At 60.4% G+C, this 14,471-nt stretch carries 16 protein-coding genes; 9 read left to right on the forward strand and 7 right to left on the reverse strand.

The window, feature by feature from the left end; translation table 11 throughout:
* Window positions 1–3 precede the first annotated feature (3 nt).
* Together K1567_RS24290 and K1567_RS24295 are read left to right on the forward strand one after the other, a co-directional pair.
* Window positions 4–618 (forward strand): RNA polymerase sigma factor, encoded by a 615-nt coding sequence (locus tag K1567_RS24290; RefSeq protein ID WP_034114785.1) that lies wholly within the window; start codon window positions 4–6, stop codon window positions 616–618.
* Window positions 612–857 carry a zf-HC2 domain-containing protein gene (locus tag K1567_RS24295; protein ID WP_034099654.1) on the forward strand — a complete coding sequence of 82 codons (246 nt, stop codon included), beginning with the start codon at window positions 612–614 and terminating at the stop codon, window positions 855–857. Before K1567_RS24290 ends, K1567_RS24295 begins: the two co-directional genes overlap by 7 nt.
* A 107-nt stretch (window positions 858–964) precedes the next feature.
* Here the strand turns inward: K1567_RS24295 and K1567_RS24300 are convergent, their stop codons facing one another.
* Entirely contained in the window at window positions 965–2,287 is a 1,323-nt protein-coding gene (locus K1567_RS24300) for a putative porin (protein WP_034099652.1), read from the reverse strand.
* 284 nt (window positions 2,288–2,571) lie between these two features.
* On the opposite strand from K1567_RS24300, the gene K1567_RS24305 reads away from it, so the two are divergent.
* From K1567_RS24305 to K1567_RS24315, 3 genes are all read left to right on the forward strand, one after another.
* Window positions 2,572–3,696, forward strand: a complete 1,125-nt coding sequence (locus tag K1567_RS24305) for a GNAT family N-acetyltransferase (RefSeq protein ID WP_169868051.1) — start codon at window positions 2,572–2,574, stop codon at window positions 3,694–3,696.
* 77 nt (window positions 3,697–3,773) lie between these two features.
* Complete coding sequence (locus K1567_RS24310; RefSeq protein ID WP_169868050.1) at window positions 3,774–4,013, forward strand: BrnT family toxin; 240 nt, start codon at window positions 3,774–3,776, stop codon at window positions 4,011–4,013.
* 16 nt (window positions 4,014–4,029) lie between these two features.
* Window positions 4,030–4,278, forward strand: coding sequence for a BrnA antitoxin family protein (locus K1567_RS24315; RefSeq protein ID WP_034114783.1), 249 nt, complete (start codon window positions 4,030–4,032; stop codon window positions 4,276–4,278).
* A gap of 71 nt (window positions 4,279–4,349) precedes the next feature.
* Here K1567_RS24315 and aqpZ read toward each other — a convergent pair whose 3' ends face one another.
* The 5 genes from aqpZ to K1567_RS24340 all read right to left on the reverse strand — a co-directional run bounded on the left by aqpZ (window position 4,350) and on the right by K1567_RS24340 (window position 9,422).
* Complete coding sequence (aqpZ, locus tag K1567_RS24320) at window positions 4,350–5,051, reverse strand: aquaporin Z (RefSeq protein ID WP_034099649.1); 702 nt, start codon at window positions 5,049–5,051, stop codon at window positions 4,350–4,352.
* Between the two features lie 147 nt (window positions 5,052–5,198).
* Window positions 5,199–7,031, reverse strand: coding sequence for an ABC transporter ATP-binding protein (locus K1567_RS24325; protein WP_034099647.1), 1,833 nt, complete (start codon window positions 7,029–7,031; stop codon window positions 5,199–5,201).
* 82 nt (window positions 7,032–7,113) lie between these two features.
* Window positions 7,114–7,677: a peptidylprolyl isomerase gene (locus tag K1567_RS24330; RefSeq protein WP_220698942.1), complete on the reverse strand. Its 564-nt coding sequence runs from the start codon at window positions 7,675–7,677 to the stop codon at window positions 7,114–7,116.
* Between the two features lie 3 nt (window positions 7,678–7,680).
* A complete protein-coding gene (locus tag K1567_RS24335; RefSeq protein ID WP_040269070.1) occupies window positions 7,681–8,484 on the reverse strand; it encodes an alpha/beta fold hydrolase in 804 nt (267 codons plus the stop codon).
* A 14-nt stretch (window positions 8,485–8,498) separates the two neighbouring features.
* A complete protein-coding gene (locus K1567_RS24340; protein WP_034099642.1) occupies window positions 8,499–9,422 on the reverse strand; it encodes a LysR family transcriptional regulator in 924 nt (307 codons plus the stop codon).
* Window positions 9,423–9,471: 49 nt separating this feature from the next.
* On the opposite strand from K1567_RS24340, the gene K1567_RS24345 reads away from it, so the two are divergent.
* From K1567_RS24345 to K1567_RS24355, 3 genes are all read left to right on the forward strand, one after another.
* Window positions 9,472–9,786: a hypothetical protein gene (locus K1567_RS24345; protein ID WP_034099640.1), complete on the forward strand. Its 315-nt coding sequence runs from the start codon at window positions 9,472–9,474 to the stop codon at window positions 9,784–9,786.
* Window positions 9,787–9,937: 151 nt separating this feature from the next.
* On the forward strand, window positions 9,938–10,537 hold the full coding sequence (locus K1567_RS24350; protein ID WP_034114781.1) for an FMN-dependent NADH-azoreductase: 600 nt from the start codon (window positions 9,938–9,940) through the stop codon (window positions 10,535–10,537).
* 202 nt (window positions 10,538–10,739) lie between these two features.
* Window positions 10,740–11,609 (forward strand): carboxylate/amino acid/amine transporter, encoded by an 870-nt coding sequence (locus K1567_RS24355; protein WP_034099636.1) that lies wholly within the window; start codon window positions 10,740–10,742, stop codon window positions 11,607–11,609.
* Here the strand turns inward: K1567_RS24355 and K1567_RS24360 are convergent.
* The gene (locus K1567_RS24360) at window positions 11,606–12,904 is read right to left on the reverse strand and encodes a mechanosensitive ion channel family protein (RefSeq protein ID WP_034099634.1); all 1,299 of its coding nucleotides are present in this window, start codon (window positions 12,902–12,904) and stop codon (window positions 11,606–11,608) included. The two genes, K1567_RS24355 and K1567_RS24360, sit on opposite strands and share 4 nt — an antisense overlap.
* 193 nt (window positions 12,905–13,097) lie before the next feature.
* Here K1567_RS24360 and K1567_RS24365 point away from each other — a divergent pair, with 193 nt between their 5' ends.
* Entirely contained in the window at window positions 13,098–14,444 is a 1,347-nt protein-coding gene (locus K1567_RS24365; protein ID WP_016979359.1) for a DEAD/DEAH box helicase, read from the forward strand.
* Window positions 14,445–14,471 lie beyond the last annotated feature (27 nt).

A 14,471-nucleotide genomic window follows, 5' to 3' on the forward strand; every position in this document is an offset into this window, starting at 1 on the left:
TTAATGGCTGCAGCGGACGACGCGCACCTGCTTGAACGCCTGCTCAAGGGCGAGCAGCAGGCTTACAAAGAACTGGTTAGCACCTATCAGAGCGCGATGCGGGCGGTGGCTTATGCCATCGTCGGCCAGCGCCATGCCGATGAAGTGGTACAGGACGCCTGGCTGTCGGTGGTGCGCAACCTGGCGAAGTTCGAGGGGCGTTCCAGCCTCAAGACCTGGTTGCTGACCATCACCGCCAATGCCGCCAAGGGCCGTTACAAGCAGAATCGTCGGGAGGTGCTGCTCGACGATTTGCCTTCGCCCCACGGCACCATCGGCGACGACCGTTTCAGCCCCGATGACGGTCACTGGGCCGTCGCCCCTTATGCCTGGCACCAGGACACGCCGGAGGCGTTACTCACCGAGGACGAGCTGCGCGACTGCCTGGAACATACGTTGCTGAGCTTGTCCGAGCTGCAAAGCAGTGTGTTGGTCTTGCGCGAACGCCAGGGCCTGGCGTTGGAAGAAATCTGTAATCTGCTGACCCTCTCGCTCTCCAATGTGCGAGTGCTGTTGCATCGGGCACGGCTTAAAGTCTTCGCCACGGTGGAGCATTTTGAGGAAACCGGCGAATGCTGACCTGTAAAGAACAAGTGGCACGTTCCAGTGATTATCTCGATGGGCAATTGACCTTTCGCGAGCGCCTGATGGTGCGTCATCACTTGATGTTCTGCGCGAACTGCCGCCGGTTTATCCGCCAGATGCGCCTGATGCAAGCCACCTTGAAGATGATGCCCGACGCGCCGGTCAAGAATGTGGATGCCTTGGCGCAGCGGCTCGCTGACGAGCGGCGCAAGGATCGCAAAGACGGGAAATAAACAGGCTCGCGTGGGTGAGCCGAACGGATGATGGGGATCGCCCCGCCCACGCCAGACTGTGACAACCACCTCGGGCCTTCCTGGCCCAAGGCTTACAACGCCTAGCTTCAGAACTTGGCTTCGGCATCCAACTGCAGGGTGTTGGTGTCGGCGTCGCGCTGGGTACGGCTGGAGAAATCCGCCTTGGTCAGGAAGTACGTGGCACCGACCGCGAAGTTCTTGTCGATGTCGTAACCCACTTTGAACTTGTGACCGCGCGAACCGGTGGTGCCGTTGGCGAAGTCCGAGTCGGTGAAGGCGCCGACCACGGCGTTACGCTGGGTGTCGCGGTAGTTGTAGTCCAGGTTGAAACCGAACACTTTGGACTTGGCGCCCAGCAACCAGGCGGTGTCCTGATCGGTGGAGGCGTCGTTGTTTTTCACGTATTGACCGTACAGCGACAGCGGTACGGCCAGGCCGCCGATGTCCAGTTGGCTGAAACCTTCGTACAGGCGGAACTCTTCGTTGGCCGAGTTACCGTTGACCGCCAGCGCGCACGGCGTGGTGGTCGTGGTGCAGCGGCTGTCCTCATCGTTCTGATAGGCGTAGACGCTGCCGCCCACGGTCAGTTTCAGGTTGTCGGTCAGCGAGAAACGCGAGCCCAACTGGCCGGCGGTCAGGCGCAGGTCGTGGCGGAATTGCACGCCGTCGCCGTCGACGTTGTCTTTGAGGTTGTAGTTACCGATGCTGCCGAACAGCTCGGCGCTGCTGCCCAGCGGGTACTTGTAGGTCAGGGCCAGGCCTTCAGGGTTGATATCGCTATCCCAGATCACATCGCCCATGTTGACCCACGGTTGCAGCATCTTGCCGCCGATCACGTGCAGGTTCTTGATCTGGTCGGGGTGGTAGTCGATGTAGCCCAGGTCCAGCCAGATCGACTTCTTGTCGAAGTAGCCATCCTGATCCTGATTGGTGGAGCGCGCATCGTCGCCGCCGCCGGTGGCGATACGGATGCCGGTGTCCACTTGCGGGTTGATCTCGGTGTAAGCGCCGAGGCGGGCACGGATGCGCTGACGATCCTTGTCACGCCCGCCGTTGTTGGGTTCGCCGTCGATCTTGATGGTTTCCTGGCGGAAGCGTACATCACCCTTGAACTGCGTCTTGGCGGCCCAGGCCAGCTTCTGGTCGAACACGCTCAGTTCGTTGGCTTTCTTGGCGGTGGCCGCGATCTGTTCGTTGGTCTCTTGTTGAGCTTGCCGTGCGATCTGCTGTTCTTTCTGGTCTTTGGCCAACTCGGTTTGCAGTTCGGTGTACTGCGCCGCAGTGATCTGGCCGTTGGCCTTGAGCATGTCGAGCAATTTAGCGTCGACTGCGGCGCTGGCCGGAACGCTCAAGGCCAGCAACAGGCCGCCACACAGGACCGCCGCAGTTTTAGTGGAAGCAAGACGCATATCAATCTCCGAAAGTGGGGAGGGATGGCAAACCATCCAGGACACAACCGACCGTTGACGGACGGAAAAAATAACCGCCTGCTAGAACCAGGCGCTCTAAAAACAGGCGTCAGTATCGCGGTGGTTTATGACGGAACAGTGGCAAAGTAATGTCATGTCGGTGACAAATTGTTCGGGCGTGGAACTATTGGTTTAGAGCCCTGTCCGGCGATTCAAGGGTGTGCTGGTCGCGGCGATAAGCGATACTCGCGAAGCTTTCACGCCATGATGTAGTGAGGATGCCGATGCCGTTGCAACGCCTGGACAGCCTGTCCGAAATCGCCCCGCAGACATGGGATGCGCTGCTGCCGAGCGCCCAGCCCTTTGTGCGACATGCCTTCCTCAGCGCTTTGGAGGACAGTGCCAGCCTGGGCCCGCAGTCAGGCTGGCAAGCGGAGCATTTGCTGCACTGGGAAGGCGATCGACTGGTGGCGGCGCTGCCCGGTTATCGCAAATGGCATTCCTATGGCGAGTACGTGTTCGATCACGGCTGGGCCGATGCCTGTGAGCGCGCCGGTATCGATTACTACCCCAAACTGCTGGTAGGCGTGCCGTTCAGCCCGGTAAGCGGCCCGCGTTTGCTAGCCGCCAGCGTCGAGGATGGTTTCGAGCTGCTCAACAGCCTGCCCGATTACCTGGAAATCGAAGGGCTTTCCAGCGCGCATATCAACTTTACCGACGGGTTGGCTGATGAGGCCTTGGCCGGCCAACCGGGCTGGTTGCAGCGCCTGGGTTGTCAATTCCACTGGCAGAACCGCGGCTACCGCGACTTTCAGGATTTCCTCGACGCCCTGAGTTCGCGCAAACGCAAGCAGATGCGTAAGGAACGCGAGCAAGTGGCGGGGCAGGGCATCGAGTTCGAATGGCTGCAAGGCCACGAACTGAGCGAGGCGCAGTGGGATTTTGTCTACGCCTGTTACGCCAACACCTATGCAGTCCGTCGCCAGGCGCCGTACCTGACTCGCGCCTTTTTCAGCCTGCTGGCCGAACGTATGCCCGAGGCAATCCGCGTGGTACTGGCCAAGCAGGGCACACGCCCAGTGGCCATGGCTTTCAGCCTGATCGGCGGCGACAGCTTCTACGGCCGCTACTGGGGCTGCCTGGCGGAATTCGACCGCCTGCATTTCGAAACCTGTTTCTACCAGGGCATGGACTACGCCATCGCCCAAGGCCTGCAACGTTTCGACGCCGGTGCCCAGGGTGAGCACAAACTGATCCGTGGGTTCGAGCCGGTGATCACGCGGTCATGGCACTACCTGCGGCATCCGGGCTTGAAAAAGGCGGTGGAGGATTTTCTCGAGCGCGAAGGGGTAGGCGTTTTGGCCTATGCCGAAGAAGCGAGGGCGGCGCTGCCGTATCGGCAGGCGTAAGCCGTTCGTCCGCGTCGCGGCAAACGAACTGTAAAATTGGCTATTTTGTATGTACAAAAGTACATACAGGCATTGCCATGCGTTTTGAATGGGATGAATCAAAAAACAAGGTCAATATTTCCAAGCACGGAATCGATTTCAATGACGTACCCGATATTTTTCGCCATCCGATGCTGGCCTTGCGCGATGATCGAGCGGATTATGGGGAAGAGCGTTGGATCTGTATTGGCTGGATAAAACGGTTAATGGGTGTAGTCGTATACACCGAGCGGTGTGGTGATGTGATTCGTATCATCTCCGTCCGAAAGGCAACTTAGAAGGAGGCCAAATACTATGACGCAAACATCCAAAACTGATTGGGAGCGCCTGGCCAAGATGAAAGATAAAGAAATCGATACCAGCGACATCCCTGAGCTGGACGCCGAATTTTTCCGACGTGCGGAGTTACGTGTGCCTGTAAAACAGGCGGTGACTATTCGGCTGGATGCTGACGTTCTTGAGTGGTTCAAAGGTCAGGGTACGGGCTACCAGACACGGATCAACCAATTGTTGCGTCAATACATGCAGGCCCATCAGGGTTAAGTCAGCCTCTATTGAATGCAGCCCTGCCCTGTATCGGCAGGGCTGCCCCGGCCCATCGTGGTATGGGGGCGTCAGGCTGGAGGCTCCTTACCCAACCATCCGTAAATAAAACCGCCGATCGCCGCACCCAGCAACGGCGCCAGCCAGAACAACCACAACTGCTGGATCGCCCACCCACCCACGATCAGCGCCGGGCCTGTGCTGCGCGCCGGGTTGACCGAGGTGTTGGTCACGGGAATGGAGATCAGGTGGATCAGGGTCAAAGCCAGGCCGATGGCGATGGGCGCCAGGCCCTTGGGGGCGCGTGGGTCGGTGGCGCCGAGGATGATCACCAGGAACATCGCCGTCATCACCAGCTCACTGACGAACCCCGCCGCCAGCGAATAGCCGCCGGGTGAGTGCTCGCCATACCCGTTGGCAGCCAGCCCCGACGCCAATTCGAAGCCTGGCTTGCCGCTGGCGATCATATACAACAATGCCGCCGCGACTACGCCGCCTATGACCTGGGCGATGATATAGGCCGGTAACTCCTTGGCCGGAAACCTCCCGCCGACCACCAAGCCCACCGTCACGGCTGGGTTGAGGTGACAACCGCTGATATGGCCGATGGCGACCGCCATGGTCAACACCGTCAGCCCGAACGCCAGGGAAACCCCCAGCAACCCGATCCCAACCGCTGGGAACGCTGCGGCCAATACCGCGCTGCCGCACCCACCCAACACCAGCCAAAACGTACCCAGCCCCTCTGTGACTGAACGCTTGAACAAAGACATGAAACCCGTCCTTGATAGATCGCTCTACCGAATCAGTAAATCAGTGATGCTCCCTGCAGATTTACTTCAGCGCCCGTCTGGGCACTGCACTGAATTACAGCATGGTCAGCGCAAAGTGCCAGGCGGACGGTGCAACTAGCGTTGTGTTCAGTCGATACCGACGAAGCCACCGGTTTGATGTTGCCACAGCCGCGCATATAGCCCGCCATGGGCCAACAGTTCGGCATGGCTGCCGCTCTCGGCGATCCGGCCTTTCTCCAGCACCACCAAGCGGTCCATGCGGGCGATGGTCGACAGGCGGTGGGCAATCGCGATCACCGTTTTGCCTTGCATCAGGGTTTCCAGGCTTTCCTGGATCGCTGCTTCTACTTCCGAGTCCAGCGCCGAGGTGGCCTCGTCCATGATCAGGATCGGTGCATCCTTGAGCAGCACCCGCGCAATGGCGATGCGCTGGCGCTGCCCACCGGAGAGTTTCACCCCGCGTTCGCCGACGTGAGCGTCCAACCCGGTGCGGCCTTCGGAGTCTGACAGCAGTGGGATGAATTCATCGGCGCGGGCTTTGTGGATCGCGCTCCAGAGTTCTTCATCGGTGGCGTCAGGCTTGCCGTAGAGCAGGTTGTCGCGGATCGAGCGGTGCAGCAGCGAGGTGTCCTGGGTAATCATGCCGATCTGCTCGCGCAAGGTTTCCTGGGCCACCTCGGCGATGTTCTGGCCGTCGATCAGGATGCGCCCACCTTGCAGGTCGTACAGGCGCAGCAGCAGGTTGACCAAGGTCGATTTGCCCGCGCCGGACGGCCCGATCAGGCCGATTTTCTCCCCGGCCTTGATGGTCAGGTTCAGGCCGCCAATGATCCCGCTCTGTTTGCCGTAGTGGAAATCCACCTGCTCGAAGCGCACTTCGCCATGGGGCACGCTCAGGCGCGGGGCGTTTTCACGGTCGACCACGGCCAGCGGTTGGGCGATAGTTTTCAACCCGTCCTGCACCATGCCGATGTTTTCGAAAATACCGTTGACCACCCACATGATCCAGCCGGACATGTTGACGATGCGGATCACCAGGCCCGTGGCCAGGGCGATGGCGCCCACCGAGATCAGCGACTGCGTCCATAACCACAGGGCCAGGCCCGTGGTAGTGACGATCAACAGGCCGTTCATGGTGGTGATCGCGATGTCCATGCTGGTGACCACACGGCTGGCCAGCTGGGTTTTTTCGGTCTGCTCGATGATCGCTTCCTTGGCGTATTGCTGCTCGTACTGGGTGTGCGCGAACAGCTTCAAGGTGGTGATATTGGTGTAGCCATCGACGATGCGCCCCATCAGTTTGGAGCGCGCCTCGGAGGAAATCACCGAGCGCTCTTTGACCCGCGGCACGAAATACCGCAGCGCCAGGCTGTAGCAGATGATCCACGTCACCAGTGGGATCATCAGGCGCCAGTCCGCTTCGGCAAACAGCACCAGAGAGCTGATGGCATAAATCGCGACGTGCCAGATCGCATCCACCGCCGCCACAGCGGAATCGCGCAGCGAGTTGCCGGTTTGCATGATGCGCTGGGCGATCCGCCCGGCGAAGTCGTTCTGGAAGAAATTCAAGCTCTGTTTGAGCACGTAGCTGTGGTTCTGCCAGCGGATCAGGCTGGTCATGCCGGGGCTGATCGTTTGATGCACCAGCAGGTCATGCAGGGCGCCGAAGATCGGGCGCAGCAACAGGGCGACCACGGCCATCCAGATCAGCTCGCTGCTGTGCTCCTGGAAAAAATTCGCCGGCGGCGTGCCCTGCGCCAGGTCGATGATGCGGCTCAGGTAGCTGAACAGTGCGACTTCGATCAGCGCACCGATCAGGCCCACCACCAGCAGGGCGGCAAAATGCGGCCACACTTGGCGCAGGTAGTAGAGGTAGAAGGGTAGGACTTTGTCAGGTGGTGCGGCGCTGGGCGCGTCGCGAAAAATATCGATCAGTTGTTCGAAACGACGATAGAGCATTGGGGTTGACGCCCGCCGAGCGGGCTCTCCTTTCAGGTGCGCGCACAGCCTTGTGGGCTGTGCGCGGAGCATCCTGCAGACGTCAGTCGATGCGCTTGGCCGACTTGATCACGACAGGGTCGATCGGCACGTTTTGCATGCCTTGCTTGTTGGTGGTCTGGGAGTTGACGATGATGTCGACCACGTCCATGCCCTTGACCACTTTGGCGAATACCGCGTAACCGGCGTCACGGCCTGGGTCGAGGAACGCATTGTCCGCCACGCTGATGAAGATTTGGCTGGTGGCCGAATCCGGGTTGGAGGTGCGTGCCATCGACAGCGTGCCACGCACGTTGTGCAGGCCGTTGCTGGCTTCGTTCTTGATCGGCGGCTGGGTGTCTTTCTGCTGCATCTGTGGAGTGAAACCCCCGCCCTGGACCATGAAACCCGGAATCACGCGATGGAAAATGGTGTTGGTGTAAAAGCCTTTGTCTACGTAGTCCAGGAAGTTTTTGGTACTGATCGGCGCCTTGACCGGGTCCAGTTCGACTTCAATGTCACCATTGGTGGTGGAGATCAAAACGTGTGGCGCCTTGGCCGGCTGGGCCGCCATCAGGTTGGCAGCGAACAGAACGGAACCGGCAAAGAAGGCGATTTTTTTCAGCATGGGTCAGTGATCCTGAGCAGTGGTGTCGACGGTCTTTAGAAATTCGAGCAGGGTTGCGTTAAAGACCTCGGGTTGATCCAAGGGCGTGGCATGGCGGGAATCTTCGATGACCACCAGTCGCGCATCGGGCAGCAGTTTTACATAGATTTGTTTTTGCGCCACAGGGGTGTAGTCGTGGTCGGCGCTGATGACCAGGGTTGGACAGGCGATGCTGGACAGTCGTTCCTGCACGCCCCAGCCCACAATGGCGTCGAAGCTGGCGAGATAAGCACGTTTGTCGTTTTTTGCCCAGCGTTCGGCCATCTTGCGCCGCAGGTCGGCCTGCTGCGGTTTGGGAAACAGCCGGTCACCGAGAGCCTTGCCGATGGTGTTCAGGCTGAGCACCCGGGCCAGCGTCCAGCGTTTGGTCCATTGCCAATAGTCATTGGCGCTGCGCACCTTGACCTCAGGCGCGCTGTTGACGATGCACAGGCTGCGGACGCTGCCGGGCTCGTCCACCGCCAACTGAAACGCAATCATGCCACCCATCGACAACCCCACCACATGGGCCGGCGGCAGGTCGAGGTGTTGGATCAGTGCGCTCAGATCGGCGCTGAAGCCAGGGATGCTGTAGCGTTCGCGGGGTTTGTCGGAGCGCCCATGGCCGCGTACATCTACCACGATCAGGCGGTAATGCCGGGACAGCACCGGCACCTGCAGCTCCCAGTCCTGGCTGCTGGAGCCCAGGCCATGAATTAGGATCAGTGGGGTGCCGTGGCCGTATTCCTCGTAGTGCAGGCTGCAGTCGTCATGGTCGAACCAGGGCATGCTTGAACTCCGTTTCAGGCTTGTCGAGGGGCGGCGAAAGGGGCGTCCAACGGAGCGGTGTCGAAGGTACGCAGCAATTCCACGAGGATCTGCGTGGCCGGCCCCAAGGGTTTGTCCTTATTCGAATACAGGTAGAACGTGGGATGGCGGCTGCCGCCCTGTTCCAAAGGTAGCTGCTTGAGCACGCCCTCGGCGAGTTCGCGTTCGATCATGTGCCGTGGCAACCAGGCAAAGCCCAGGCCGCTGCCTACAAAGGACGCCGCCGTGGCCAGGCTGCCGACGGTCCAGCGCTGTTCGGCGCCGAGCCAGCCCACATCCCGCGGCTGCTGGCGGCCGGAGTCGCGGATCACCACTTGCATCTGGCTTTCCAGGTCCTGGAAGCTCAGCGCGCGGTTCATGCGGTGCAGGGCGTGCTCGGGGTGGGCCACGGCGACAAACTCCACATCGCTCATCTCGGTGCCCAGGTAGCCGGGGATACTGAAACCGCAAATCGCCAGGTCGGCCACGCCTTCGATCAGCAGCTCTTCGACGCCGGACAGCACTTCCTCACGCAAGCGCACGCGGCAACCGCGGCTTTGCGGCATAAACGCACTCAAGGCGCGCACCAGGCGTGCGTTGGGGTAGGCGGCGTCCACCACCAGGCGCACTTCGGCTTCCCAGCCTTGCTCCATATGGTGGGCGAGGTCTTCCAACTGGCTGGCGTTTTTCACCAGTTGCCGCGAGCGGCGCAACAGCACTTCACCGGCGTCGGTGAGTACAGCCTTGCGCCCGTCGATGCGCAGCAGCGGCACGCCGAGTTGGTCCTGCATGCGGGCTACGGTGTAGCTCACCGAAGACTGCGAACGGTGCAGCGCTTCGGCCGCCTGGGCGAAGCCGCCATGGTCGACCACGGCTTGCAGCGTGCGCCATTGATCGAGGGTAACGCGGGGCGCTTTCAAGATGGGTTCCTCTTGTCCTAAGCTGGCGGTCCTTATTGGAGACTGCCGAATGAGAAAATTCTGTTGTGTGCTGCTGGCGCTGCTGCCGTTGAGCGCGTTCGCCTACCCTATCGATGTGAGCAAAAAGATCGACGGCGTGAGCGTGGACTACACTGCGACCGACGTGGATGCCGATATCAGTTCGATTCAACTGAATAACTACGGCACCAACGATGCCCAGTGCTCGGTAGTCTTCACCAACGGTCCGGAGTCGCCGCGTCGGCGTACCGTCTCGGTACCGGCCGGCAAGAGCACCAACACCACGGTCAAATTCAACCGCGCGATTATCAAGATGCGTATCGCCCTGACCTGCACCCCGAAATAACCCATCAGCGGAGCAGGCCAACAGGGATACTCCGCTTATCAACAAATTTCTAGATGGGTTATAGCAGTTTTTTGCGCTTTTTTATCGAATGAGCCCTGGTTAATCTTTTCTCCATCGACTTACAGCAGTTTCAGATGGAGCCTACATAGCCATGTCCAACGTTCTGATCATCGAAAGCAGTGCACGCCAGCAGGATTCCATTTCCCGCCAACTCACTCAACAGTTCATCAGCCAATGGCAGGCCGCCCACCCGGCGGACCGGATCACCGTGCGCGACGTGGCCCTCAACCCGGTTCCGCATTTGGACGCCAACCTGCTCGGCGGCTGGATGAAACCGTCGGAACAGCGCAACGACGACGAACAGATCTCTCTGGACCGCTCCAACGAATTGACCGATGAGCTGTTGGCCGCCGACGTGCTGGTACTGGCCGCGCCGATGTACAACTTTGCCATCCCCAGCACCTTGAAAGCCTGGCTGGACCACGTATTGCGTGCCGGCGTGACGTTCAAATACACACCCACCGGGCCCCAGGGCCTGCTGACCGGCAAGCGCGCCATTGTGCTCACCGCGCGCGGCGGCATTCATACCGGCGCCAGCTCCGATCATCAGGAGCCGTATCTGCGCCAGGTCATGGGCTTTATCGGGATTCATGAGGTCGCTTTTATTCATGCCGAAGGGGTGAACCTGAGCGGCGACTTCCAGGAAAAAGGCATCAATCACGCCAAAGCCCAGTTGGCCCAGGTGGTGTGAAGCTTTAATCGCCAGATAATCCCGCGGTGTTTATATCGCTGCACGCCAACCCTTCAAGTACGCGTAACGAACCTCCCTTTGCACTTGTGCTCCTGAGTGCTCCTGCCCGACTGACGCTTTAGCGAGGTCGGGTTTTTTTTGCCCCGAGTTTCGTCCCGCGGCGAAAAGCTTTAATGTCCCGCCCATTCGAAACGAGGCGCGCATGGGCTATCTACTGGTTGTCACCCTGATTCAGGCATTTTCCTTCAGCTTGATCGGCGAATACCTCGCCGGTCACGTCGACAGCTACTTCGCGGTGCTGGTGCGCGTGGTGCTGGCCGGGCTGGTGTTTATCCCGCTGACGCGCTGGCGTTCGGTGGAGCCGGCGTTCATGCGCGGCATGCTGGTGATCGGCGCGCTGCAGTTCGGCGTGACCTACGTGTGCCTGTACCTGAGCTTTCGCGTGCTTACCGTGCCGGAGGTGCTGCTGTTCACCATCCTCACGCCACTGCATGTGACCCTGATCGAAGATGCTCTCAACCGCCGCTTTAATCCCTGGGCATTGCTGGCTGCCCTGGTGGCAGTGGCGGGTGCGGCAGTGATTCGCTTCGACCAGGTCACCCCGCACTTCCTGATGGGCTTTTTGCTGCTGCAATTGGCCAACTTCACCTATGCCGCCGGGCAGGTCATGTACAAGCACCTGGTGGCGCGCTACCCGAGCGACCTGCCGCACTACCGACGCTTCGGCTATTTCTACCTTGGCGCATTGCTGGTGGTGTTGCCGGCGTTCCTGTTGTTCGGCAAAGCTGATTTTCTGCCGCAAGCGCCGCTGCAGTGGGGTGTACTGGTGTTCCTCGGCCTGGTCAGCACGGCATTGGGCCTGTACTGGTGGAACAAGGGCGCATGCCTGGTCAACGGCGGCACCCTGGCAGTGATGAATAACCTGCACGTACCGGTAGGGCTGTTGCTCAACCTGTTGATCTGGAACCAGCACGAGCCGCTGGGCCGGTTGGCCTTGGGCGGGCTGGTGATTGTGGGGGCGGTGTGGATCAGTCGGTTGGGCGTCAAGGCGCCCAACCGCTCGCTGGCTTAAACCGCCGGGTAATCCGGGGCTGCTAAATGACTGGCGCCCGCCACCGCCGGTAGCATGCCCGCCCGCAGATCGTTGCCACTGGGTTGCTGGTACAGGCTCAGGCCGAACTCCGGCAACACCGCCAGCAGGTAATCGAAGATATCGCCCTGGATTCGTTCGTAATCGGCCCACGCCGTGGTGCGGGTGAAGCAGTAGATCTCCAGCGGCACGCCTTGGGCGGTGGTCTGCATCTGGCGGACCATGCAGGTCATGTTCGGCTGGATGTCCGGGTGGCTTTTCAGGTAGGCCAGCGCGTAGGCGCGGAAGGTGCCGAGGTTGGTCATGCGCCGGCGGTTGGCCGACAACTGCGCGCTGTGACCCTGAGCTTGGTTCCAGGCCCTGAGTTCGGCTTGCTTGCGGCTGATGTAATCGGTGAGCAGGTGCACCTGGGTCATGCGCACTTCTTCGTCGTCACGCAGGAAGCGCACGCCGCTGGCATCGATGAACAAGCTGCGCTTGATGCGCCGCCCGCCCGAGGCCTGCATGCCGCGCCAGTTTTTGAACGATTCGGACATCAAGCGCCAGGTGGGGATGGAGACGATGGTTTTATCGAAGTTCTGCACTTTCACCGTGTGCAAGGTGATGTCCACCACATCGCCGTCGGCGCCGACCTGGGGCATTTCGATCCAGTCGCCGACCCGCAGCATGTCGTTGCTGGTCAACTGCACGCTGGCGACGAACGACAGCAACGTGTCCTTGTAGACCAACAGAATCACCGCCGACATTGCACCCAGGCCGGACAACAGCAACAGCGGCGACCGGTCGATCAGGGTGGCAACGATGATGATCGCGCCGAACACGAACAGCACCATCTTGGCCAATTGCACATAGCCCTTGATCGAACGGGTGCGTGCGTGTTCGGTGCGGGCGTAGATGTCCAGCAGGGCGTTGAGCAGGGCGCTTATGGCCAGCACCAGGAACAGGATGGTGAACGCCAGGGCCACGTTGCCGATGAACAACGTGGCGGTCTTGCTCAGGTCGGGCACCAGGTACAGGCCGAACTGAATCACCAGAGACGGTGTCATCTGCGCCAGACGATGGAAAACCTTGTTGTGCCGCAGGTCGTTGAGCCAGTGCAGGGCCGGTTGGCGCCCGAGCAGTTTGACCGCGTGCAGGATCAGGTAGCGCGCCACCCGACCCAGTACCAGGGCCACCACCAGCAATACCAGCAAGCCCAGGCCCGCATGCAGCATGGGATGTTGGTCGAGTGCGTCCCAAAGGTCTTGGACGTTGCGCCAGAGCTGTTTGATATCCATGAATAAAGCGATTCCTCGGTAAGACAAGTCGGGGGCGATTAGAGCACCTGAGTGCGACAAAGTTGACGTCGCCGACACAATCAAGCACAAAAAAACGCCTGATTGGGCCCGTTCGCGTAAAGAAACTCGGTTTGGACGCCCGAAACCGTTACCCTATGCAGCTGATATTTTGCATTTCTTCGAGGTAGCACCCGTGTTTTCCCAATTCGCCCTGCACGAACGCCTGCTCAAAGCCGTGGCCGAGCTTAAATTTGTCGAGCCTACGCCTGTGCAAGCCGCGGCCATCCCGCTCGCGCTCGAAGGGCGTGACCTGCGGGTGACAGCGCAAACCGGTAGCGGCAAGACCGCCGCTTTCGTCCTGCCGGTTCTGAATCGTTTGATTGGCCCGGCCAAGGTCCGCGTCAGCATCAAGACCCTGATCCTGCTCCCGACCCGCGAGCTGGCCCAGCAGACCCTGAAGGAAGTCGAACGCTTCTCGCAGTTCACCTTCATCAAGTCCGGCATCATCACCGGCGGCGAAGACTTCAAGGTGCAGGCCGCCATGCTGCGTAAGGTGCCGGACATTCTGATCGGCACGCCAGGGCGCATGATCGAACAACTCAACGCCGGCAACCTGGACCTCAAGGAGGTCGAAGTGCTGGTACTCGACGAAGCCGACCGCATGCTCGACATGGGCTTTGCCGACGACGTGCAGCGCCTGGTGGGCGAGTGCGTCAACCGTCAACAGACCATGTTGTTCTCCGCCACCACCGGCGGTTCGACCCTGCGCGACATGGTCGCCAAGGTGCTGAACAACCCGGAACACCTGCAGGTCAACAACGTCAGCGACCTCAACGCCACCACGCGTCAGCAGATCGTCACCGCCGACCATAATGTGCACAAAGAGCAGATCCTCAACTGGCTGCTGGCCAACGAGACCTATCAGAAAGCCATTGTGTTCACCAACACCCGCGCCGCCGCCGACCGCATCTACGGCCGCCTGGTCGCCCAGGAATACAAGGCGTTCGTGCTGCACGGCGAGAAAGACCAGAAAGATCGCAAGCTCGCCATCGACCGCCTCAAGGCCGGCGGTGTGAAGATCCTGGTGGCCACCGACGTGGCCGCCCGTGGCCTGGACGTGGATGGCCTCGACCTTGTGATCAACTTCGACATGCCGCGCAGCGGCGACGAATACGTGCACCGTATCGGCCGCACCGGGCGGGCCGGCAACGATGGCCTGGCCATCTCGCTGATCTGCCACGGCGACTGGAACCTGATGTCGAGTATCGAACGCTACCTCAAGCAGTCGTTCGAGCGCCGCACCATCAAGGAAGTCAAAGGCACCTACACCGGGCCGAAGAAGGTCAAGGCGTCGGGCAAGGCCGTCGGCGTGAAGAAGAAAAAGACCGACGCCAAGGGCGACAAGAAGAAAACCGGCGCCAAGTCGCCGACCAAGCGCAAGATCGCCAACCGCCCGAAGACCGACAACCTGTCGTTGGTGAGCAAGGACGGCATGGCCCCGCTCAAGCGCCGCAAACCCGAAGCGCCAGCTGCTGAATAAGCCTGGGGCGATATAAAAAAACCGGAC

The sequence above is a fragment of the Pseudomonas sp. S5F11 genome (assembly GCF_019641515.1).
Taxonomy (GTDB): Bacteria; Pseudomonadota; Gammaproteobacteria; order Pseudomonadales; family Pseudomonadaceae; genus Aquipseudomonas; species Aquipseudomonas rhodesiae.